The sequence below is a fragment of the Aquabacterium sp. A7-Y genome, assembly GCF_026153205.1.
Taxonomy (GTDB): Bacteria; Pseudomonadota; Gammaproteobacteria; order Burkholderiales; family Burkholderiaceae_C; genus Caldimonas.
Genome location: NZ_JAPFBW010000011.1, coordinates 78,350 through 101,023, shown reverse-complemented (window position 1 = coordinate 101,023; position 22,674 = coordinate 78,350). Strand labels below are relative to the sequence as shown.

The window sequence follows — 22,674 nt, the reverse complement described above, 5'->3', positions numbered from 1 at the left end:
TCAAGGAGCCGATCGGCTCATGGCCGCTCCGGCACCGCCACACGCGTCCAGCTGGCATCCGGATCGAAGCGGCTCATCGTGCGAGCCGCAGTGCTGGTGCCGGGCCCCAGGTCTTTTTCGAAGAGCACGCCGTCGTGACTGACCATGAAGCTCATGACTCCGCTATCCCCGTATCGGACTGGCCAGGCCAACAGCGCGAAGCCCGCTCTCATGCGTCCACCGATGAGGTAGTCGTAGGCACCGCCCGGTGCATGGCTGCCCTGTGAGCTCAGGATCTTGTAGAAGTAGCCGTGATAGCCGGCGCTTTGCTTCGGCTGGGCGCGGGCGAACCACGGGCCGAGCGGGCTCCTGTCTTGTCCCGGCGCATCGGGCCAGTACAGGCCATCGTGCCGACCGGCCGCGCTCCTGAGCTTCTGCGCATACTCGTGCACGCCGTTGCCGTCGCGGTCCTTGATCGCGTATTCCCGCTGGGCGTCGAGGTAGGCGAGGGCCGCCTGCATCGCGGCCAGCTCGTTGCGTCCGATACGCCGGGTTCGCAATTCGTCTGCGCCACGCCGCGGATCGAAACGCCAGCCGGATGCGGTGGCGACGAGGGGAATCGGCAAGGTCCAGCCCTGCGGGCCCACCGAGAGCCGCGCCGAACCATCGGCTTGGGGCTCGATCTTGTGCCCGTGCTGCCACGCGGTGAGGAAGGCCTCGATGTCGCTGCGGGCTATCGTGTCCGCTTGCACCACCCGCTTCCAATCGGCACCCAGCACCCGGTGCAGGGCCTCGTTGTCGCTCCCGCGGACTGCATCCACAAAGGCTTGCGACGCCGCTTCGGCGCTGGGATACGACATTTGTGCGCCGGCGGGCGCGGTGCCCAGCAGGGCTGCCGCCAGCACGGCGACCGCGGTCGCCGTGAAGCGGCAGGGCTGGGCGCTGGGCCGAGCGGGGAGAGGGTGCATCTTGCTTTCCCGATTCCTCGGTTTCATGGGACTAGCGCCGGAGGCCGCCGCGCGCGGCCCCGCGGGACGCCGCACCGGGCGCTGCTGCGGAGCGTTGCCGCGTCATGGACTGGCGGCTCGATTCGCCGCGGTCGATGTGCTGCCGTGTGCCTGCCGGATCGCTGGCACCGCGCAATGCGTGGTCGCCGCGTCCCTCGGGTGAGCCCCGGGTGGGTTCCCGATTGCCTGCCGTCCGGCTTTCTCGCTCGGCGCCCCCCTTGGGCCGCTCACGCTCTCGCTCTTGGGCCCGATCGTCCCGGGCCGCGCCGCCACGCGGCTCCCCGCGTGCCTGATCGGACGACAGGCCTCGTTCCTGCAGGGCAGCTTGTGCTTGCTGGCGCTGGACCTCCACCTCCGGCGTGCGGCCGCGATAGGCGGACCGCTGGGCCGGATTGCCGGCATCCTGGCTGCCGAACCGCTGCCGGCTGCCTTCGTCCCGGTAGGGCACGCCCCGGCGCTGCGCGGCATTGTGCTGGAAGCTCGTCTGGCTCGCGTCGAGCTGGCGGTTGGTGTTGATGTTGTTGTACCTGTTGACGTCGATGTCGACATCGCCGCGTCCCCAGTTGACGTTCCCCCACAGTGCCGCCGTCGCCGCGACCCCGACGCCGAACATCATCCCGGAGGCGAGCGCTGCGCCGGGGTAGTAATACGCCGACGGGGGATAGTAGATCGGCGGGTAGGCCGGGTACGGCCAGTCTCCGTAGACGACGCCCGGATCGTAGGCGGGCACGTAGACCACCTGGGGGTCGGCCGGCTCGATGCGGACGATGGTCTGCGCGGTGTCGGGCTCGGCCTCGAGCACCACCTTCTGCTGCTTGGAGCTTTTCAGGTGGCCCGCCTTCTCGGCCTGGATTCTGAGCCGCTGTACCGCGTCGAGGACGTCCCTGGACGACGCCAGGAAGGCGTCACCGAGGTTCTGCACCCAATCCGGGTGCGCGCCCAAGGTCTCCAGGAGATCCGGAAAGGCGACGAGCGACTTGACACTCGGATCCCAGGACTGGCCACTGACGGCCGCGACCGCCGCCTCGCCCTTTTGCTGCGGGTGCGCCTTCGACCACTTCGCCGCTTCGGCAACGTCGGCGGGGTAGGTGCTGGCCATCAGGAGCTGTGACAGCAGTGTGTCCGGGTAGAGCGCGACCGGCGCCAGCATCTGCTCCAGCTGCTCGGGCGCGAAACGGGCCGGGTCCTGTGCAGCGGCAGGCAGCGAGAACAGGCACACGAACAAGGCCCATGCGAGGTGGGTGACCCTTGGACGCAGAAGACGCATGTCGGCTCCCCGGTTGAGACCTGCAGCGGCCGGAAGTCGACCCGGCAGGCTGCCTTTCACAGCAAGGCTAGGCGCTGGCTGGGGGCGGCAACAGAGGGGACCGGGGCAGTGGCGCCGTGCCGCGTCCCGGCCACGGCGGTGCTCCGAAGTGCGGGGGAGAGGAGCGGCCGACAGCTTGTGGAAAGGGGCATCGAGCGCACGCCCCACCCCGGGTTCTCTTTCCCGGCATCGAGTCGTAATGTCCCGCAGCGATCCAAGCCACGAAGGAGTCGACATGAGGAACCCGCATCTCATCGCCACACTGCTGGCATCCTGTCTTGCGCTGACGCTCTCTCCCGTCAGCGCACGGACCGCCGGCGAAGATACGGCGGCCGGTCCAAGCCGCGTGCAGGTCAAGATGGAGCGCGACGAGTTCCTGAGGACCCATCGCTGGGACGACGCGTCCGCGACCTGGGTCCTCAAGAGCGGCGTCGAGCCGCCGCAAGGCGTCAAGAGCCGCGCGGAGATGAAGGCGGAACGCGATGAGTTCCTGAAAGGGCATCGCTGGGACGACCGGTCCTCGAGCTGGAAGCCGATCGGCGGGTCTCCGCCGCCAACGAGCACGCTGAGCCGCGAACAGCGACGCGCGGACACTCAGAGGTTCATGAACACACACCGTTGGGACGAGCAGAACCAGGTCTGGATCGAAAGGCGGTCCAAGACCAGCCAGTGAGCCTGCCGGCCACCGAGGTGGCGCAGCCGGTCCACAGGCCTTGCGGGGCGACCGCACCGGGCGGCTTCGCGACCTGCGCGTCGGGTGTCGCTCATGCTTCTTCTTCACCGGGGACCCGCGGGAGAGCGACGTGGAACGCCGCGCCGCCCTCCGGCACGTTGGTGGCCCAGATGCGTCCTCCATGCGACTCGACGATGGAGCGCGCGATCCACAAGCCGATCCCCATGCCCGACCCCTTGGTGGTGTAGAACGGCTCGAACACCTGTCCTTCCATGCCGGGCTCGAGACCGGGACCGTTGTCGCGCACGACGATGTGCACCGTGCGGGGAGCGCTCAACGCGCTGCGGATCTCGACCTTGGGCGGATCACCGCGCGACATCGATGCCGCCTCGATGGCATTGAGGACGAGGTTCAGCAAGACCTGCTGCAGCTGGATCGGATCGGCCTCGACCCTCAGTGGGAGGGGCGTGAGATCGAGTTCGACCGGGACCCGCCGGACCGCCGACTCACCGGCAAGCAGCTTTCTCACATTGCGGACCGCCCCATTCACATCCACGTGCACACGCTCCGCCGGGCGCCTGCTGACCATGTCCCGGATCTGGGCGACCAGGTCGGCGGCCCGCTTGACGTCGTTCACGATGTCTTGAAGGATGTCCGCCAGCTCGGCCACCGGGACCTGGTCTCTCGAGAGCATGCGCGCAGCGGTGCGCGCATTGCCGTGGACCGCGGTGAGCGGCTGATTCAGCTCGTGTGCCAGGGACACGACCAGCTCCCCCATCGACGACACTCGGGCGAGATGCACCAGGTGAGCGCGGACATGCCGCGCTTCGCGTTGCGCGCGACGGCGCCCGGTCCGCTCCAGGAAGAAGCCCGTGATCAGGGCGACCTGGACCGCGACGAGCATTCCCGCGGCAACGTAAGCTCGGTAGTCCGCGTGGGGCAGGAAGGGATGCGCAAGAAAGACGCTTCCCATAGAGAAGCGCGCTTCGAAACTGGCCCAGAGGTGTCGCTGCTGCACCTGCCAGGTGCGGGGCCGTGAGGAACGGCGATATGCCATATCCCTCACTTCGCGGCGGTCTCCGATCCATGCGACCGGTTCGACCCCGAAACCGGCGACGGCCGCGTCGTGCCACCTCCCGCTTCCCGCGCAGCCTGCCGTGCCCAGGACCCGAATCGGACCCTCGCACCGCGGACATCCGACAAGCGGATGCAGTTCGAACCACCGTGTGTCGGCCGGGAAGCCCGACGCCCCGGACCGCTGATGAACATGGATCGGCAGCTTTTGCGTGAGCGACGACGGGACATCCCCGGCAGGTCTTGCTACGGTCATGAGACTCAGGCAAGCCAGGCAGTTGACGAGGTACGCTAGGGGTATCTTTCTCAAGACATCGGTCGCTCAGCCACCGAATCTCGGCGCCCCCGATGATCAACTCGCGGCTCAGCGACGCGCGCGGGGTCTCACTTGGATGTCCGGCATTCCAGTCGCCAACCCAATTCAGGGAATAGAAATTTCCGGACGACGGGGCAAGGTGGATCAGACACGGCCAACAGAGACCGCCATGGCGGATCAGCGCCGGCGGCGGCTCAAATTCCGAGGCAAATGTCGTCCATGCTGTCCGGCTAGGCAAGTGATTCGCGCTCAAGGCAGCCGGGAGCTGTAAGAGTTGCTAGTGCAGCGGGGCAAGGGGAGCCTTCGAAAACAAGATCCGACGGGCTCGCCAGCTCCATCACTCAAGTCTTGCGACCCAGGACCTTCTTTGTGGCATTCAAGGCCATGCGCCGTCGTCCAGGCTGCGAGGACGGGCTCGATCCACGATGCGGACCAACTCGGCCACCGAGCGCACGCACATTTTCTTGATGCCACGCGCACGATGCACCTTGATGGTTTTTTCGCAGGTGCCGAGATCGGCGGCGATTTGCTTGTTGAGGCGCCCCGCAATGACATGCTGGAGAACCTCGCGCTCGCGCGGGGTGAGGGTGGCAAGCCGGGACTCCGTCGAGAGGCGGTGCGCGCGGATCCTCCTGAGCGTCTCGTTTTTCTCGAGCGCGCTGGCGACAGCGGCGAGCAGGACCGCATCGTCATAGGGCTTGGTCAGGAAATCGAAGGCGCCGCCCTTCATTGCCCGAACGCTCATCGGAACGTCGGCACGCCCGGTCAGAAAGATGATGGGCATGTCGTTCCCGCGCTCGGAGAGAACCTGCTGCAAGGAGAGGCCGTCCAGTCCCGTCATTCCGATATCGAGAAGGATGCAGCCATCATCGTCGGGGTCGGGACGCTCGAGAAACGACTCGGCCGATTGAAACACGCAGACCGAGTAACCTTCAAGCTCGAGCAGACGGGCAACCGCTTTGCAGACCGAGGTGTCGTCATCAACGATGTGAATTCGGGTTCGCGGTGGAGTCGGCGTGACGGCGCTCGGCTCCTCAAGTCTCCCATACAGCAGCCCCACGTTCGCCTCCGGCACGTTGTGAAGTAGGTTGCACAAGAACGACCGATGATACGCATCGGCAAGGTGAGGGCAACATCCGCAGCAGGGTCAGGGCCAATGCGAGCCTGCCTGTCGCCCGCGGTGTTTTCGAGGTCCCGCTTGAGCACGCCGTGTGCCAACGCCGTGGTGAGGCAGGACTGGGCGTCTGCGATTTTGAAGGTGTTCCAAGCCCCGCCCATCGCCCATCGGTGAACGAGCAGGACTTGCCCCGGTCCTCCGGCGGCAGGCGGTGCGCGTGCCATGTAGTCAGCGGCTCCCCCGCCAGGCAGAAGAGCAGCGCAGGAAGCGGCGGCAGGAACAGCACGACGCCGTTCCAGACGCTGCGGTCCGCCGGCATCCCCACCTTGCGTCCGGCGAGGGCCTCCGGTCGGCCGGCCGCAAGGGCCGGCGCACCGCGGTGCACTCCTGGCGCTCCACCCGTTTTGCTCTTCCACGACAAGACGCTCCATCTGACACTCCGCGCATATCGCATATGGCTGGGTGAGTTGAATCATGGTTGCGCCGGTGCCTGTGAGAAATAGGACGTTGGTCCAACATCCGGATGCAGGGAGAAGCTGAATCTCCTGCAGCCCCTCCATTCACGGTCCTGCTCCGCTTCCTCGGCGCGACAGCGGCCGATGGACCTTGGTCCAATAGGCGCCCCTGAAACACGTGCTGATACTCCGTCGCGGAGAGCACCGGTGAGGCCCACCTCTTCCGCCGAGGCTCCCAAAGCACCCCTTGCAGCTTGAGTGATGCTTATGCGAACTTGCTTGACATCCTTATCCAGCCATCGGTCCCCTGATGGAGCGCAAGCACCTCCGCACGCGCCTCTTATCGAAGAACGAGTTGCGTCGATTCTCAAAAGTTCGGCCGTCGATAAGGCCGGTGTCGGCCGGTGTATGTCGGCAGCATCCCGGTGGATCCGGGCCAGGCGAAGGCGCCGCTGCCCTTGGTTCGTCCGCCTGGCAGCAGCGGCGATGCCAATGGCCTTGATCGCGACCCGCCTGTTTCAGCGGCGCAGCCTTCGAATGACACCTGCAACCGCAGGCAAGAGCGAAAGCGAACTCGCGCGGGCCGCCCGTCTCGCCACCCTGGGTGAATTGAGCGCCTCCATCGCCCACGAAGTCAACCAGCCGCTGGGTGCCATTCTGAGCAATACGGACGCAGCGCAACTTCTGCTCGCGCAGCGGCCCCTTCCCGTCGAGGAACTGCGGCGGATCGTGGCGCGCATCCGGGCGGACAACCTCCGGGCGCATGAAGTGATCCGTCGTCTCCGCACCCTGATGGAACGACACGAAGTGGAATTCAACCCGGTGGATGTGCACGACGTGCTGGACGACGCGATTCAATTGCTTGCCGGAGAGGCCAAACAGCGTCGGGTCGAGTTCGAGTGTCGGTCGGCTCCGGGGTGCGCCATCGTGCTGGGCGACAAGGTGCAGCTGCAGCAGGTGATGCTGAATCTGATGGTCAATGCGATGGACGCGATGCGCTGCACGCCCGTGCCTCTGCGCAAGGTCGAAGTGGTGGCGAGGGCAGGGGATAGCGATATCGAAGTACAGATCAGCGACCGGGGCCACGGCCTGGGTGAGCTCGACCCTGAAACCCTCTTCAAGTCGTTTTTCACGACCAAGGAGGGTGGCATGGGCCTTGGCCTGTCGATCGCACGCTCCATTCTTCTGGCGCACCAGGGCAGCATCGCTGCCGCCCCTCGCCCCGGGGGCGGAGCGGTTTTCTCGGTGCGGCTGCCCGCCAGCGGCTCGGCCGACTCGGACAACTCTGGAATGTGCTCATGATGCCGGTCATTCACATCATCGACGACGATGCCTCGCAGCGCGAGGCGCTGGACCGCCTGCTGTCTGCTTCGGGCTACGAGGTACGCAGCTATGGGGTCGCCAGCGACTACCTCGTGTCCCCGCCCGACGCGCGGCCGGGCTGTCTGCTGCTCGACTTGCAGCTGCCCGGCGTGAACGGGCTGGAGTTGCAGGCCGCACTGCACCACCATCCCGCCTACGATCGCCCGATCGTTTTCATGTCCGGCGCGGCCGATGTTCGCTCCAGTGTGCAAGCCATGCGTGCCGGAGCCAAACAGTTCCTCACCAAGCCGATCGACCGCGACCTGCTGCTTGCTGCGCTCAAGGATGCGCTCGACAGCGATGCGGCCCTGCATGAGAGTGAGATGCGCGCACGTCACTTGCACGCCGCCATCGAATCGCTCAGCTCACGCGAGCGCAAAGTGCTGGACGGGGTCGTCGCCGGCAGGCTGCACAAGCAGATCGCGGACGAGCTCGGTGTGAGCGAGCGCACCATCAAGGCCGACCGAGCCCGGGTCATGCGGTCGCTGCGAGTGAACACGCTGCCGGGCCTGATCAAGCTGCTCCTTGCGTCCGACCTGCCATCCGCGGGTTGGCGCTGCAAGTCCGCAAGGCCGGGCGACAAGGGCGCGCCTCGCTGAGGCGGATGCCCGACCAGCGTCGCGGACTCCGGCTGAACCAGCGCAACAGGCCGGACCGGGGACGAAGGAAAGCGCGTCTTCCTCCATCCCCAGTGCCGCTGACATCGCATCGCCGATATGGTTGACGACATCCCTACGGAGACCGTCATGCTGATTGCCGTGCTCTCGGCCCTGCTGGCATCCGCCGGCTGGGCCCACAACGTACAGACCGCCGCACTGACCCACCCCGGGCCGCCGCCCCTGGCCACCGCGGAGGAGACGCCCATCGATCCCAGGGCCGCCACGGCCTTGCAGCGCATGGGCCGCTACCTTCAATCGCAGCATTTCCTCGGCTTGAGGGCCAAGGCATCGAGCGAGCAGGTCCTGCCGAACGGCCAGAAGATCCAGATCGATTTCGCTTTGCGGATGTGGGTGAGGCAGCCCGACGGTCTGCGGCTCGACGTGACCAGCGATCGGGGACTTCCCAGGTTCTCCCAGTTCTACTTCAACGGCAAGACCTTCGCGGCCTTCGGCCAGTCCACCGGTTCGTACGCGCGGGTGTCGATGGCAGCCTCCCTCAAGGAGTTCACGGCACGGCTTTCCGGCGACTACGGCCTGAGGTTGCCGCTCGTGGACCTTTTCACGTGGGCCGGAGGCCCCGAGCACCTGTCGCGGCTGATCAGCGCGGCGGCGCTCGGGACGACGTCCATCGCCGGATTGCCCTGCGACCACTACGCCTTCCGCCAGGAAGGACTGGATTGGCAGTTGTGGATCCAGCACGGCGAGCATCCCCTGCCGCGTCGCATCGTGATCACGGTGACCGACGATCCCGCCCAACCCCGGCAAAGCGTCGAGATGGACTGGTCGCTCAACGTTCCCGTGGCGGCAGCGGTCTTCGCCTTCGAGCCGCCCGCCGGGTCTCAGGAGGTGCCCATGCCCCGGGACGAGGAATCGGTGGCCGACTTGCCATGACGGCGACATTGTCCAGCCAAACGGAAACACCAAGGAGCCTGATGTGAATCGCAGAGACCTGCTACTGGCGAGCGCTACCAGCCTCGTCGCCGGCTGTTCCACCTCCACCGGCGGCACGGCGGACCCGAACGCCAAGCGCCGTGAGATTGACGCGTCGGTCGACCATGCCCAGTCGCAACTGTTCAGCCAGTCCGCCGACGCCATCGAACTTGCCGCCAAAGCCAAGGGCATCCTTGTTTTTCCGAAAGTCGTTTCGGCCGGCTTTCTCCTCGGCGCCTCCTATGGTCAAGGGGCTTTGCGCAAAGGCGGCGTCACCAGCGCCTACTACAGCATCGGGTCAGCCTCTGCGGGCCTCCTGGCGGGGGCACAGTCGAAGGCGGTCTACCTGCTGTTCATGACGCAGGAGTCGCTGCAGAAGTTCGAATCGAGCCAGGGCTGGACCGCGGGGGCGGACGCCTCGGTGGCGGTCGCCAGCCTCGGCGCCGATGCCCATGTGAGCACCCAGACGGCGAAGCAGGCCGTCATCGGCTTCGTGCTCAGCGGCTCGGGCTTCATGGCCAATCTCAGCTTCGACGGCACCAAGATCAACCGCCTGGACCTTTGACGGTTCAGGCCGGCTTGCCTTGCCGGAGCGGCTGGAGTGCCCGCGCAGTGGGCCTTGACGCGAGCCATGGCGCTTGCGGCAACGCTCCCGGTGCTGTTGGCACAGCAGCTCCCCTGTCTGGCGGAGCCGGCAGTTCCGGGTGAGCAGGCGCGTCCAAAGGTGTGCCTGGTCCTGTCCGGCGGCGGGGCGAGAGGCGCCGCGCACGTCGGTGTTCTGAAGGTGCTCGAGGAACTTCGTGTTCCGATCGACTGTATCGCCGGCACCAGCATGGGTGCCATCGTCGGCGCGGCTTATGCTTCCGGCACATCGGTCGACGAGATGGAAACGATCCTGGCGTCGATGTCGAGCCGCCATCTTTTCAAGGAACTGCCGCCACGCGCCGAGCGAGCGGTTCGCCTGAAGCGGGACGACCCCACGAATCTGGCCGCGCTGGAGGTCGGCCTGGAGGGGGGCAGGGTCCTGCTGCCCAAGGGTCTGGTCTCGGGCGTCCAGCTCGAAACCGTGTTGCGCCGTCTGAGCAAGGTGCAGGGCATCCAGCGTTTCGACGAGCTTCCGATTCCCTTTCGCTGTGTCGCCACCGATCTGGAGACGGGCGAGGCGGTGGTCTTGCGCGGGGGAGATCTGGTCAGGGCGATGAGGGCCAGCATGTCGGTACCGGCCTTTTTCGAGCCGGTCAAGATGGAGGGCCGGCTGCTGGTCGACGGGGGACTGACGGACAACCTGCCGGTTGAAGTGGCGCGCTCGATGGGCGCCGACGTCGTGATCGCCGTGAACCTCGGGACCCCGCTGCTCAAGCCGGAGGCGCTCACGTCCGTCCTCGGCGTGACCGCCCAGATGGTCAACATCCTGACCGAGCAGAACGTGCGCGCCTCCCTGGCGCGGCTCCAGGTCGGCGACGTGCTGATTCTTCCACAGCTCGGCGACTTCTCCGCCAGCGACTTCGACCACCTGCCGGCGGCGGTGCCGGTCGGGGAGGCCGCGGCACGGGCTGTGGCGGACCGGCTCGTGCGACTCGCGGTGCCCGCCTCCGACTACGCGGCCTGGCGCACCCATCGCATGTCCAACACGACGACGGCACTCACGTCGGTTGACGAGATTCGCTTCGCGAAGCTGCAGCGAGTCAATCCGGACATTGCGCGCTCCGTCATGCGATCGACCCCCCATGCGCCCATCGAGCCGCACGAGCTCGACCGGGACATGCGTCGACTGTTCGGCACCGGGGACTTCGAACATGTGAGCTACCAGTTGATGGAAGAGCCGGGACGGCAGATTCTCTCGGTCGATGCCGTCGAGAAATCCTGGGGTCCCAACTACCTGCGGCTCGGCCTCGGGCTCTCGTCGGATTTCCGCGGCGATGCCTTCTTCAATCTCCATGCGAGCTACCGGATGACGTGGCTGAACCGGCTCGGCGGCGAATGGCGTTCCGATCTGCAGTTCGGACGCACCAATCGCATCGCCACCGAGTTTTATCAACCCCTGGAGGCAAGCCAAACCTTTTTTGTGGCGCCACGTGCCGAGTACGAGCGGCATGCCATGGACGTCTTTCGGGCCGACCAGCGTATCGCCCGCTACGACCTCCGCAGCGCCCGCGTCGGTCTGGAACTGGGGGTGCAGTTCACCCGGTACGGTGAAGTGAGGCTGGGCCTGGTGCACGCCGATGTGCGGGCCTCCCTCGACACGGGGCCATCGGTCCTGGTCCCCGGGCAGGACAGCGCCTCGTACACCGGCGTGACAGTGCGCGCCCTGGTGGATCAGCTCGACGGCGTCAACTTCCCGCGATCCGGCTGTGCCGGCATGCTGGAGGTGGTCTCGATGCATGAAGCCCTCGGCAGCGACGCGAACTTCACCCGCCTGCTGACGAGCGGCACGTGCGCCGCCTCCCTCGGCGAGCACACGCTCAATGTCGGATTCAGGTGGGGGCGCCGTTTTGGTTCAGATCCCTTGCCGGCTTCCAGCCTCTTCGCGTGGGGCGGGCTGCTGCAGCAGTCGGGCTACCCCACCGGGGCCCTGCTCGGCGAGGAGCTTCGATTTGGCCGCATCGTCTACTACCGGCGGCTTGCACGGGCGCGTTTCCTGGACGGCATCTACGGAGGCGTGTCGATCGAGGTCGGTCGCATGGGCGCGCCGCTCGTGCCGGGGAACGAGCAGGGCACGCTGCGCTCTGCCGCCCTGTTTTTTGGCGTGGACACGCCGGTCGGGCCGCTGTATCTCGGATACGGCCGGGCGCATCGCGGTTTCGACGGCTTCTATCTCTACCTCGGACGGCCTTGAAGCGATGTTGCCGGTCCGGCAGCCCGGCGGCGTTTTCAGTGCGAGACCGCCGCTCCTCTTTCAAAGCTCCCGCCCAGCGCAAGATGCAGGTTCACCCGCTGGGTCAGCTGGTCACAGCGCACCCGCAGCAACTGCACCTGCGCCTGGTACAGGATGAGCCGCTCCTGCTCGACCGAGCGCAGGTCCCGCTTGCCCACCTCGTAGGCTGCCTGCGCCAGGCGCAAGGCGGTCGACTGGGCGGCGACCAACTCCCTCAGATGCCCTTCACGCTCCGTCAGAGTCTGCGCGGCCGCCAGCGCCGTCTCCACGTCTGCGACGGCGCGCAAGGCCATCTGCACGTACTGCGCGACGGCTTCCTGCTGCTGAGCCGTCACGATCGCAACCTGCGCCGCCAGCGTGCCATTGATGTCGATCGGCATCAGCAACTTGGCACCCGCGCCGCCCGTCGGGTTCTCGAAGTCCTTTTTCAGCGCCACGACGTCACTGTCGAGATAGCCCAGGTTGGCTGTCAGGCGGATGCCGGGCAATGCGGCCGCCTTGGCCTGACCGACGCGGTTGAAGGCGGCCGCGACCCGGCGCTCGGCAGCGATCAGATCCGGCCGCCGCTCCAGCATCTGCAGCGGCAAGCCGGCGGGCACCGGGCCCGGCACAGGCGGCAGATCCGTGCGCGCTGTCAGTTCAGCCGCCGGGTAGCGGCCCAACAGCGTTTCCAGCGCCCGCAGCGCCGACTGATGGGCCAGCCGGGCCTGTGCCAGCCGGTCGCGCTGGTCACTCAAGCCGGCACTCGCCTGGGCCACCTCCTGATCATTCGCGATGCCCACGCTGCGGCGCGTGACGACCATGCGCAGCAGATGCTCGCTCACCCCCACCATCCGGTCGGCTGTCTGCGCTTCGAGCCGGGTCTGGGCCGCCGTGAACCAGGCCTTGGCCGTGGTCGCCGCCAGCGACTGGCGGCTGAACTCGAGCTCGGACTGCGCGGCGACCAGGCTGGCAGAGGCCGCTGCGCTGCCGTAGCGCAGCGCGCCCCACAGGTCGAGTTCCCAGGACATCAGAGCCATCAGACCCGAGAGGGCCGAGCTCATGTCGCTCATCTTGATACCGCCCGTGCCCAGCAGGCTCAGCGAGGGGCGCTGTGCCCCTCTTGCCAGCGCGAGCTGGCCGGCGGCCTGATCGACCCGTGCAGCCGCCGCTCGCAAGTCCGGGTTGTGGGCCAGGGCTTCCGCGACCAGCGCGTCGAGTTGCACATCGCCGAAGGTCGACAGCCAGTTGTCCTGCACCGCTTCGGTGGGCAGCTCGCCGGATCTCCAGGGGGACGCCAGGCCGAGATGCCCGACGGATTGCTGGCGAAAGGCCTGCGGGGAGGGCGGCGTCCGCATCGCACAGCCAGCCACGAGGGACGCTGCGGCCGCGAGGCCCAGCAGGCACGCGCTCCAGGCGTTTGCAGGATGGCGCGACATGTCAGTGCAGCTTGAGGATCAGCCAGTCGAGCTTGCTCTGCACACGCAGGAACACCTTGCGGACGAGATGCAGGAAGGCCACGTAGTCGGTGTAGATGGCGCCCTGTCCGCGCGCGCCCGCCGCGAGGAAAACCGCGGGGTCCAGCGGTTGCAGCCGCACGGCGAGCTGCCCCGGCGGCATGGGGGCCAGATTGGGCAGGTTGCCGCCGATGGGCAGCTGGCCGCCGGCGGTGGCCCAGACCACGGAATCGACCTTGCATTTGATGATGCGTCCCGGATACATCCGCATCGTGATCTCCGCCTCCTGACCCGGCCCCACTTCGCGGACTTCGTTCTGGGTGTACAACGCGATCACCCACTGGGCGTCCTCCACAAAGGTCATCACCGGCATCTGGACCAGTTGGCTCGCGACTTGACCGGGACGCAGCTGCAGGTTGACGACCGTGCCGTCCGCCGGCGCATGGACGATCGTCTGCGCCAGCTCCCATTCGGCCTCGGCCAGCTGGGCCTCGGCCTGGGCGATCTCCGCCTTCGTGCGCGCGACTTCGTCCTGTTCGCCGTCCCGGGTTCTGGCCTGCGTCTTGACGCGTGCCTGTGCCGTGGCCGCATCGAGGGCGGCCAGCTCTCCGTCGAAGCTGCGGACTTCGGCCTGAGCCTGTTCGAGATCGAACTGCGACCCGGCGCCGGTGGACGCCAGCGCTTCGAACTGGCGCATCCGCACCTCGGCGAGCTTCTGTTTGGCGGCAAGCGCAGCGCGCTTGCTGCGCGCTTCCTTGAGCTGCTGTTCGTAGCTGCTCTGGTTGGCTTGCGAACCGATCAGCTTGGCACGGGCCTGCCTCACGCTGGCACGGGCCGCCTGGATCCTGAACTCGAAGGGCTCCGGGTCGATTCGAAACAGCACCGCGCCCTTCTTGACGGGTCGGTTCGGCTCGACGGCCACCTCGATCACCCGCCCCGTCACGCGGGGGACGATCTGGACCACGTAGTTGATCACCCGCACATCACCGGTGGAAGGCGCGGAGATGTTCAGGAAGAGGATCAGCACGATCATCAGTATCAGCGGAATCGTTGCCGTGATCACCTGGGTCGTGATGTTCCACGGCAGCCACTTGAACTTGAAGAACACCAGCCAGGCTGCCAGCGAGTACAGGATCAGGAACAGCAGTTCCATGCTCAAGCCTTTCTATCGATCTTGTCAGGCGCGCTGCTGCGGGTTGGGGGTATGTCCTTGTCCAGGTCTTTACGATCCGTGCCGTAGGCGAGCTTGTGCAGCACCGGCTTCGCGGTGGCCCAAAGCAAGGCCAGCGGCCACAGCAGTCCCCCGAAGACCAGGGACAGGAGGCACAGCGCCTGAATCGCCTGGGTCTGGGGGTGCCCTTTTTTCTCCGCGATCTTCTCGGGAATGATGTGGACGAGCCAGAACAGGCCGATGCCGACGATGGGCGCGATCACCAGGACCAGCCAGGCGGCGACGTCGGCCACGAGATCGAGCGTCTCCCCGTGCAGCAAGGAGGCATGGGCTCGAGACGGTGCGAGCGCGAACCACACAGCTGGCAACACGCCGTGCCAGGCATGCAGCGGCCGAAACCTCCGCAGGGACGAACGCAGACGCGCGCTCGCAGCCGCCCGCCTCGGCGCCTTCAGCCTATCCACCGTGCGGCCTCTTCCAGCAGGCTGGTCGGCTTGGGAAGATCGGCACGCGCGATGCGCACGAGGGCGAATGCGCGTTCCTGTGGCGGGTCACCCGGGACGTGCGCCAACTGGAACTCGACCACCTCGCCCATGTCGGTGCTGCCGAGCGGGAGCACGACGTTCATCCGGCTCAGCCGCAAGGACCGGCTCCCGATATGCACCAGCGGACGGGGGTTGCGAAACACCTCGACCACACGCTCGACCTGGCGGTCCAGCGCCCCGCTGAGGGGCCCCAGCGCATCCAGGTCTCGCTCGTTGGCCTGGATCTGCTCGCGCAGTCGGGCCGGCTTTCCGCCGCCGGCCTCGCCCGCGCTGCCCAGCAGGGACTGCATTCCGGTGCCGCGCCGCTGCAGCAGCCGCAGCCGCGTGGCGAGCAGCGCACGCTGCAGGACCAGTTCCTCGCGCCGGTCATCCTCGGCTGCCATCCGAGCCAGGGCTTCGAGGGCCAACTGGTCCACCAGGCGCTTCACGATCTCCTGCCTGAGGCCCGCGAGGGTGCGGGCGCAGATCCGGACCTGATGATCCGAGAAGGAGACCACCGTCTGAGCCACATCGACCCGTGCCGCATCGCCTTCCTTCATCACGCCGAAGCGCCTGCGTTCGTCGATCCTCATGCTCAGGACGGCATAGGCCTCGTCGGCGTCCGGCGCCTCCTCGAACAAGGCGCGCAAGTCCGACGAGCGGCCCAAGGCCAGCGAGATCTCCGCGGGTGATGCGAAAAAGGACCGTATGCGGGGATCGAGCTCCCAACTGGACCAACCGATCTCGAGGGGGCCGGGCAGGACGGCCACCAGCCCTTCGAGGTACTTCAGGCTCATGCCAAGCACAGGCGCCAGGCGTTCCTTGCAGGACGCCGGGATGCGCAGGCGTGGTATGACGTCGAGGACGCGCTCCAGCATCTCGTCGATGTGCCGGTCCTGAGGTGCAGGCGGCGCCGGATCGCGGCGGACCAGCCAATGGAGAAATCGCATGCTGCGGCTCCTTGCGACGGATCAATCGTAGAAGTGGCTGGTGAGCACTTGGGCGGTGATCTTGCGGCTTTTCCAATGCACGGCGTGGATCCGCGATCGCAGCCTTTGCAGGAGTTCGTGGTTCACCCCCTTGAAGGTCAGCACGGCGGCCGATCTGGCGTTGTCGCCGGCCAGGTGCTCGATGCTCTGGGCCGGCGGGAAGCCATACTTGGCGAGGAACCGCGTGATTTCTTCATCGGTCGTACCGGCTTCGATATTGCCCAGCAGTAGGCGAGTCATGGTCGAGTCTCCTTTCCGGGTTAACCCATGATGTGAGCGCCGCCGTCGACGTACACGGTTTCGCCCGACAGTTGTCTGGCATAGGGGGTGGCGAGAAGTGCGCAGGTGAATCCGACATCGCGGATGTCGGCCAGCTGCCCGGTGGGCGTGCGCCGTGCCGCGGCATCGACCAGCAGATCGAAGTCCTTGAGTCCGGAGGCGGCACGCGTCTTGAGGGGGCCGGGCGATATCGTGTGCACGCGGATGCCGCTCGGACCGAGTTCGTAGGCGAGGTAGCGCCCACAGGCCTCCAGGGCCGCCTTCACCGGACCCATCACGTTGTAGTTCTGGATCACCCGGTTGGATCCCTCGTAGCTCATCGTGAACATCGTTCCGCCGTCCTTCATGAGAGGCGCCGCGAGGCGGGCCAGCCGGACGAACGAGTGGCAGGAGATGTCCATCGCCTTGGAGAACCCTTCGGCGGAGCAATTGAGCAAGCCCCCCTTCAGGTCGTTTTTCGGGGCCCATGCGATCGAATGCAGCAAGACATCGAGGCGCCCCCAGCATTTGTCGATCTGTTCGAACACCGCCTCGGCCTGGTCCTGTCGCGAGACGTCGAGGGGCAGGAAAAGCGATGCTTCCAGTTCGAGGGCCAAGGGCGCGACATGCGGCCGGGACTTCTCGGTGGCATAGGTGAGCGCCAGATCGGCGCCGAGCTCGCGGAACGCCCTGGCGCAGCCGTAGGCGATCGACTGGTCATTGGCGACGCCGCAGACCAGCACTTTGGCATCCTGGAGCAACGGGTAGGGGGTGGGGGTCGTCATTTCGTGCTTCCTTCAACGGTTTGCAGCAACTCGCGGGTGTGACGTGCGATCACGAGTTCTTCGTCGGTCGGAATCACCCAGACTGCGACCTTGCTTGCCGAGGTATGGATGCGCGGGCCATGGGTCTGGTTGAGCGATGGGTTGATGTCGACGCCGAGCCAGGCGGCGTTCTGGCAGACCCGCTCCCGTATCAAGGCGGCGCGCTCGCCGATTCCCGCGGTGAACACCAGCGTGTCGATGCCATGGGCCGCAGCGGCAAGCGAGCCGAGCTCGCGGCCGATCCGATAGACGTAGAGGTCCACCGCAAAGCGCGCGCGCGCATCGTCGCTCGCGAGCAGTACCCGCATGTCGCTCGAAAGGCCGGAAACACCGAGCAGTCCCGAGCGCCTGTAGAGCAGGTCCTCGATGGCTCTCGGGTCCATCTTCAGCTCGTTCAACAGGTAGAGGATGACACCCGGGTCCACGCAGCCGCTGCGCGTGCCCATCGGCAGGCCATCCAGCGCGGAGAAGCCCATCGTGGTGGCCACGCTGTAGCCCCCCACCATCGCGCACATGCTGCTGCCGCTGCCGAGGTGGGCGACGACGCTGCGCCCGGAGGCCGCCTTGGGGTCGAAGTCCGGCAACACGCTGGCGATGTACTCGTAGGACAGCCCGTGGAAGCCATAACGCCGCACGCCCGCGTCGGTGATGGAGGCGGGCAGCGCGAAGGCCTGCGCCGCCTCGGGCTGGACCCGATGGAAGCCGGTATCGAAACAGGCGACCTGGAGCAGGTCGGGCCTCAACTTGGCGAGAATGTCGATTGACTTGAGGTTGTGCGGCTGGTGCAGTGGCGCGAGAGGAACCAGCTTCTCGAGCAAGGCACTGACTTTCGGCGTGACGATGGCAGACCGGTGGTAGTTCATGCCGCCATGCGCCACACGATGGCCTGCCGCCCTCAAGTCATACCCCGCAAGGTGACTCCGGAGAAACTGGGCCAGGTAGGCCAGCGACCCGTCATGCCCGAGCACCGTGCCGCGAGGCCAGGCCTTCATCGCGACCATGGCGCCCTTCCTGTCGGTCACGGTGAACTGAGGCGCCGCGTAAAGGCCTTCGATCTGTCCGCGCAGTACCACTTCGAGCTGACCCTCGGCCAGGCCGAAAGCGCTGAACTTGATGCTCGACGAGCCGGCATTGAGGACCAGAATCAGGTCTGGCATGGCATCACCCCAGCGCCGCAGCGCTCTCGCGCCGGGCCTTGGCGACCAGCGCCGCCACCGCACAGGAGGCCAGGCGGGTGGTGACCGAATCTGCCCTGCTGGTCAGGATGATCGGAACCCTTGCGCCGAGAACAATGCCGGCGGCGTCGGCCCCGGCAAGGAAGGAAAGGCTTTTTGCGAGCATGTTGCCGGCCTCCAGATCCGGCACCAGCAGCACGTTGGCGCGCCCGGCGACCGGCGAATCGATCCGTTTGACCCTTGCAGCTTCGAGATTGATGGCGTTGTCGAGGGCCAGCGGGCCATCCACGATCGCTCCCGTGATCTGTTGCCGGTCCACCATCTTGCACAGGGCTGCCGCGTCGACCGTGGAGGGCACCTTCGCGTTGATCGTTTCCATCGCCGAGAGGATCGCGACCCTGACTTCCTCGATCCGCAGGACATGGGCAAGGTCGATCGCGTTCTGGAGAATGCCGGCCTTTTCCTCGAGTGTCGGCGCGATGTTCACCGCGGCGTCCGTGATGATCAGGGCGTTCTCGTAGCTCGGTACATCCATCACGAAGCAGTGGCTGACGCGTCGCGCGGTGCGCAGTCCGATCTCGCGCTTGACCACCGCCTCCATCAGCTCGTCCGTGTGCAGGCTGCCTTTCATCAAGGCCTCGGCCTTGCCTTCGCGAACCAGTTGAACCGCTCTTGCGGCTGCCACGGCGCTGTAAGGCGCCTCGACCGTGGCATAGCGGCCGATCTCGGCACCGAAGGATTGGGCGACGGCTTCCAGTCTTTCGCGCGGTCCCACCAGGATCGGGTCGATCAGACCCAGTTGCGCGGCTTCAAGAGCCCCTTCCAGGGAGCTGCGGTCGCACGGGTAGGCGACTGCCGTGGGTGTGGGGGGAAGCGAGCTGCAGCGGGAGATCAAGCGTTGGTACTTCTCGTGCTTTTCGGTCATGGCTTGTCCTTCATGCGTTGCTCTGAGGCGAGGCAGCAGCCCGCCGACTCGCCGGGCTGGCGGCTGGGACACGACGCGCCGGCTGCTCGGCGGCGAGCACGGCGCGAACGCGACCCAGCATCTCCAGCTGCCTGGCGGTCGGGTCGGCGCCCAGCACACGCGGGTCGGCGGCGAGCTTGTCGAGCAGGCTCAGAAGCTTGGCGCGGCCTTCGGGTTCGAGCAGCGCCGGCAGGGTCTGCAAGGCCTGTTCGGGCTCGAACTTCGCGATGATTTCCTGCTCGCCGCGTATGCTGCGCCAGCGATGCATCGGCAAGGGCGGCAGGTACTCCGAGTACGCGTCAGCCAGCTCCTTGCGCAGCTCCAGGCGGGACAGGGGCAAGGGGTCATCCCTGGCCGTCAACAGGACCGCCACCCGTCCCAGGGCTTCGACATAGCCGCCTTCGGCGATCGCGGCGAGGGCTTGCTTGACCTGGGGCCGCTCCCTCGGATCGAGGCCCACCTCCGTCGCGGCGGCAGGGCTGCTGTCCTTCTCGCCGAGGTGGTTCCAGAACGGGCTGGCGTAGAAGGTGTAGAAGGCCGCCTCCGTGACGGCGTCGCGCATCGCACGGTAATAGTCGAGCGACGCACTGACACATTCAGCGGCGAGCCGCTCTTGATGCCGGGCGGGATGGTTGTCCTCCAGTGCTCGGCGATCGGCTCGCACGGCCTCCGCCGCCGGACCGATCCACGACATCCAGGGGTTGAGTCTCGAGATGCTCCAGTTCTGCATCCGCAGCGGGTGGAACGTCATCAACAGCTGGGCCTGCAACTCGTTCGACATCGACTGGACGAGAGGTTGAGCGAAAATCTCATAGGCTCGCTGGTTGAAGGACGACAACACAGCCACCGTCTCGAACGGCTTTTCGTCCACCCTCTGGAAGCGGTTCAGCTTGGCCGCGATGTCCTCCAGCCGCCGCTCCTCGAACTCGACCTGGTACTCGACGTCGCCGGTCGGGGCCCGGTGCTCGGAGATCGACATGCCGTAGAGGCCCGGCGGCAGTTGCTCGATGCTCTTGAGCACCGAAACGATCTGCGTGTGCTCCTTCGTGGCCACCTTGCCGGACACGAAGATGCCGAGGTGGCCGATCGTTTCGTGCTTCAGGCCGACAATGACCTGGCCTCTCGACTTGATGTCCTCGGTACTCCGGTAGGTGTCCAACACCCAGTTGAAGGCCTGCTGCGGGGGCGTGATGTTGTCGCCCATCGAGGCGAACAGGATGATCGGTGATCGGATCTTGCGCAGGTCGAAGTCACTTCCGCTCGCTGACTTGACTTCACCCGACCAAAGCTTGTTGCCGACGAAGAGGTTGCGAGTGATCCATTCGATTTCTTCCCGGTTCATCAGGTAGTACGCGCCCCACCACCGCTCGAAGTCGAGATAGCGCGGCGGCTCGGTGTCGGCACGGTCGAAGAGGGCGTAGTACTTGTCCCACCAGCTGTTGGCCGGATTCAGGTTCTCGAAGTTCTGCACCAGGTGGGCGCCGTCGAACTTGCCGTTGCCCAGGTCGGCTGCGAGCGAGGCCGTCCATGTGCCTCCCAGCATGCCCGCGGCGTAGCGCATCGGGTTGTCGCCCTTGCCCTCGCTCCACGCCCCGCTCCAGTAAGACATGGGGGCACCGTTGATGACGATAGGCCCGGTGTCCTCCGGGTCCGACGCGGCCAGCATCATGGCTGCCCAGCCTCCTTGGCAGTTTCCGATCAGTGCCGGCTTGGGGCTGTCGGGGTGCAGGCTGCGCACCTTCTTCACGAAGGTCTGCTCGGCGTCGCACACGTCGAACAAGGTTTGCCCGGGCTCCGGATCCCGGAAGAAGATCACGAAGTACACGGGATGGCCCGCTCTGAGTGCCACGCCGACCTGCGAATCGTCCTTGAATCCCCCGATCCCCGGACCGTGTCCTGCGCGCGGGTCGATGATCAGATAGGGCCGTCTCTGCGGATCCACATGGACATTCGCCGGCGGCGTGATCTTGAGCAATGCGTAGTTCACCGGACGATCGAATTGCCGGCCGTCGAGAACGGTCTCGTAGTCGAAGTGCAGGACCGGACGGAATCCTTCGGAGGCACGGTCGATGAAGTTGTTGCCTCGCTTCCACAGGGTCTCCCAGAAAAGGATCGAACGTTGCGCTGCATCGACCGTGTAGCGGTACCACAGCTGGGGATCCAGGTGGACGGCCGGCAGACCTGGCGGCTCGTTGACTTGACGATGGAGGGCCCGTCCCAGACGCTCCGAGAGCTGGTCCTGAGCCGCTTCGGCATGCCTCTGGAAGATGGTCGCGACCTTGGTGCCGACGGTAAGGCTGCGCGCAAGCAGCACTCCTGTGTCCATGGATGGGCCTCCGAGTTCTGACGATGGAGATTCGCGTCCACTGCGGCGTCGGCGTCCGGCTCGACTCGCCTCCGACGCTTGGGAGCCATCGAGGCCGATGCAGGGATTGCGTATCGGCCTCTCTCTGCTTCCTTGCCGGAACAGTAAGCGTCGGGGACCATCGCGTCCAGATAGGGCAAGGGGAAGCGCGCGGCGCGCCTCGCCTGCTTTTGCTGGATGCGGAGGGGGGGCAGCGGGGGTGCCCGAGTACCTGATGTCCGCGCACTCATGGGCGCCTTAGTGTCTCGAGGCGACGTGCACGCGTCTATCTGCCGTCCTCTGTGAACTGGAGATCGCGATGATGGAACTGTGGAAGGCGCATGGCCCACCGATGGACGCATTCGCCTCCCGTGGCGCCTCGCGCTTCGCCCTCGGTGGGAGGACAACGTTCAGGATGGCGTCGCGCCGATGGCGCCGGGATTTTTCATGCCGCCCCCGGGTCAGGGCAGCGATGCTGGCGGTGGTCCTTGGCCTCCCTGGTTCTCCCGCCATGGCCCGGCCGGACGAGGTCGCCCGTGACGACACCGTGTCGCGGGAGCCGCGGCCCATCGACATGCAGGGCTTGCGACGGGACACGAGCTACTTTCTCGGCTACCAGTTCGTGGCCGTCGCGCTCATCGGTCTTTGGCCGCGCAAGGACACGAACTACGACGCGAAGGACGTCGGTTGGGACAGCTGGCGGCACAACGTCACCCATCCTCAATGGGACGAGGACCGCAGCTTCGTCAACTACGTGTTGCATCCGTACTGGGGAGCGGGCTACTACGTTCGGGCGCGAGAACGTGGTTTGGACCGCACGGGCGCCTTCTGGTACTCGGCCCTGCTGTCGACGCTCTTCGAGTTCGGTGCCGAGGCGATCGTGGAGAACGTGTCCTATCAGGACCTGGTGGTCACTCCGATTCTCGGGTCGCTCCTCGGACACTATTTCTTTTGGCCGATGCGCGAGCGCATTCTCAACAAGACCGATTCGCTCGATGCCGTGGACCGGATCACGCTCGTTCTGACGGACCCGCTGGGAACGCTGAACTCGGGGATCGATCGTCTGTTCGGGGTGGAAGCCCGGGTGGAACTGCTGACCCCCATCAGTCCGATGGACGTGTCAAACCGACTGTGCCACGCCGCCCCCGCGCACTGCTTGCCTTCGGTCCGGAATGCCGGCGGAGGCGGGCGCTGGGGCGTGCAGTTGCGCCTGCGGTGGTGACAGCCCTGCAAGGC

General features: G+C 66.3%; 20 protein-coding genes. 7 read left to right on the top strand and 13 right to left on the bottom strand.

Annotated features, from left to right (window positions below):
- Positions 1-17 precede the first annotated feature (17 nt).
- Together OOT46_RS11960 and OOT46_RS11955 are read right to left on the bottom strand one after the other, a co-directional pair.
- Positions 18-947 (bottom strand): DUF2950 domain-containing protein, encoded by a 930-nt coding sequence (locus OOT46_RS11960; RefSeq protein ID WP_265403833.1) that lies wholly within the window; start codon positions 945-947, stop codon positions 18-20.
- 31 nt (positions 948-978) lie between these two features.
- Positions 979-2,253: a DUF3300 domain-containing protein gene (locus OOT46_RS11955; protein WP_265403832.1), complete on the bottom strand. Its 1,275-nt coding sequence runs from the start codon at positions 2,251-2,253 to the stop codon at positions 979-981.
- A 238-nt stretch (positions 2,254-2,491) separates the two neighbouring features.
- Here OOT46_RS11955 and OOT46_RS11950 point away from each other — a divergent pair, with 238 nt between their 5' ends.
- Complete coding sequence (locus tag OOT46_RS11950; RefSeq protein WP_265403831.1) at positions 2,492-2,965, top strand: hypothetical protein; 474 nt, start codon at positions 2,492-2,494, stop codon at positions 2,963-2,965.
- 91 nt (positions 2,966-3,056) lie between these two features.
- Here the strand turns inward: OOT46_RS11950 and OOT46_RS11945 are convergent, their stop codons facing one another.
- Both OOT46_RS11945 and OOT46_RS11940 read right to left on the bottom strand, forming a co-directional pair.
- Positions 3,057-3,983: a sensor histidine kinase gene (locus OOT46_RS11945; RefSeq protein WP_265403830.1), complete on the bottom strand. Its 927-nt coding sequence runs from the start codon at positions 3,981-3,983 to the stop codon at positions 3,057-3,059.
- A 748-nt stretch (positions 3,984-4,731) separates the two neighbouring features.
- Positions 4,732-5,415 carry a response regulator transcription factor gene (locus OOT46_RS11940; RefSeq protein WP_265403829.1) on the bottom strand — a complete coding sequence of 228 codons (684 nt, stop codon included), beginning with the start codon at positions 5,413-5,415 and terminating at the stop codon, positions 4,732-4,734.
- A 1,004-nt stretch (positions 5,416-6,419) separates the two neighbouring features.
- Here OOT46_RS11940 and OOT46_RS11935 point away from each other — a divergent pair.
- The 5 genes from OOT46_RS11935 (at position 6,420) to OOT46_RS11915 (ending at position 11,714) form a co-directional block, all read left to right on the top strand.
- Positions 6,420-7,229 (top strand): sensor histidine kinase, encoded by an 810-nt coding sequence (locus tag OOT46_RS11935; RefSeq protein WP_265403828.1) that lies wholly within the window; start codon positions 6,420-6,422, stop codon positions 7,227-7,229.
- Positions 7,226-7,888 carry a response regulator transcription factor gene (locus tag OOT46_RS11930; protein ID WP_265403827.1) on the top strand — a complete coding sequence of 221 codons (663 nt, stop codon included), beginning with the start codon at positions 7,226-7,228 and terminating at the stop codon, positions 7,886-7,888. Before OOT46_RS11935 ends, OOT46_RS11930 begins: the two co-directional genes overlap by 4 nt.
- A gap of 147 nt (positions 7,889-8,035) precedes the next feature.
- The gene (locus OOT46_RS11925) at positions 8,036-8,839 is read left to right on the top strand and encodes a DUF2092 domain-containing protein (RefSeq protein WP_265403826.1); all 804 of its coding nucleotides are present in this window, start codon (positions 8,036-8,038) and stop codon (positions 8,837-8,839) included.
- 43 nt (positions 8,840-8,882) lie between these two features.
- Entirely contained in the window at positions 8,883-9,443 is a 561-nt protein-coding gene (locus OOT46_RS11920) for a YSC84-related protein (RefSeq protein WP_265403825.1), read from the top strand.
- Positions 9,444-9,509: 66 nt separating this feature from the next.
- The gene (locus OOT46_RS11915; RefSeq protein WP_265403824.1) at positions 9,510-11,714 is read left to right on the top strand and encodes a patatin-like phospholipase family protein; all 2,205 of its coding nucleotides are present in this window, start codon (positions 9,510-9,512) and stop codon (positions 11,712-11,714) included.
- A gap of 35 nt (positions 11,715-11,749) precedes the next feature.
- Here OOT46_RS11915 and OOT46_RS11910 read toward each other — a convergent pair whose 3' ends face one another.
- The 9 genes from OOT46_RS11910 to OOT46_RS11870 all read right to left on the bottom strand — a co-directional run bounded on the left by OOT46_RS11910 (position 11,750) and on the right by OOT46_RS11870 (position 21,420).
- Positions 11,750-13,171 carry a TolC family protein gene (locus tag OOT46_RS11910; RefSeq protein WP_265403823.1) on the bottom strand — a complete coding sequence of 474 codons (1,422 nt, stop codon included), beginning with the start codon at positions 13,169-13,171 and terminating at the stop codon, positions 11,750-11,752.
- Between the two features lies 1 nt (position 13,172).
- Complete coding sequence (locus OOT46_RS11905) at positions 13,173-14,342, bottom strand: HlyD family secretion protein (protein ID WP_265403822.1); 1,170 nt, start codon at positions 14,340-14,342, stop codon at positions 13,173-13,175.
- A 2-nt stretch (positions 14,343-14,344) separates the two neighbouring features.
- Positions 14,345-14,653, bottom strand: a complete 309-nt coding sequence (locus OOT46_RS11900; protein WP_265403821.1) for a DUF3302 domain-containing protein — start codon at positions 14,651-14,653, stop codon at positions 14,345-14,347.
- 158 nt (positions 14,654-14,811) lie between these two features.
- Entirely contained in the window at positions 14,812-15,834 is a 1,023-nt protein-coding gene (locus OOT46_RS11895; RefSeq protein WP_265403820.1) for a hypothetical protein, read from the bottom strand.
- A 21-nt stretch (positions 15,835-15,855) separates the two neighbouring features.
- Entirely contained in the window at positions 15,856-16,113 is a 258-nt protein-coding gene (locus tag OOT46_RS11890) for an RNA-binding protein (RefSeq protein WP_265403819.1), read from the bottom strand.
- A 20-nt stretch (positions 16,114-16,133) separates the two neighbouring features.
- The gene (gene fabI / locus OOT46_RS11885; protein WP_265403818.1) at positions 16,134-16,916 is read right to left on the bottom strand and encodes an enoyl-ACP reductase FabI; all 783 of its coding nucleotides are present in this window, start codon (positions 16,914-16,916) and stop codon (positions 16,134-16,136) included.
- Entirely contained in the window at positions 16,913-18,112 is a 1,200-nt protein-coding gene (locus tag OOT46_RS11880) for an acetate/propionate family kinase (RefSeq protein ID WP_265403817.1), read from the bottom strand. Before OOT46_RS11880 ends, fabI begins: the two co-directional genes overlap by 4 nt.
- A 4-nt stretch (positions 18,113-18,116) precedes the next feature.
- Positions 18,117-19,055 (bottom strand): phosphate acetyltransferase, encoded by a 939-nt coding sequence (locus OOT46_RS11875; RefSeq protein WP_265403816.1) that lies wholly within the window; start codon positions 19,053-19,055, stop codon positions 18,117-18,119.
- 10 nt (positions 19,056-19,065) lie between these two features.
- Positions 19,066-21,420, bottom strand: coding sequence for a DUF3141 domain-containing protein (locus tag OOT46_RS11870; protein ID WP_265403815.1), 2,355 nt, complete (start codon positions 21,418-21,420; stop codon positions 19,066-19,068).
- 337 nt (positions 21,421-21,757) lie between these two features.
- Here OOT46_RS11870 and OOT46_RS11865 point away from each other — a divergent pair, with 337 nt between their 5' ends.
- A complete protein-coding gene (locus tag OOT46_RS11865; RefSeq protein ID WP_265403814.1) occupies positions 21,758-22,660 on the top strand; it encodes a DUF3943 domain-containing protein in 903 nt (300 codons plus the stop codon).
- Positions 22,661-22,674 lie beyond the last annotated feature (14 nt).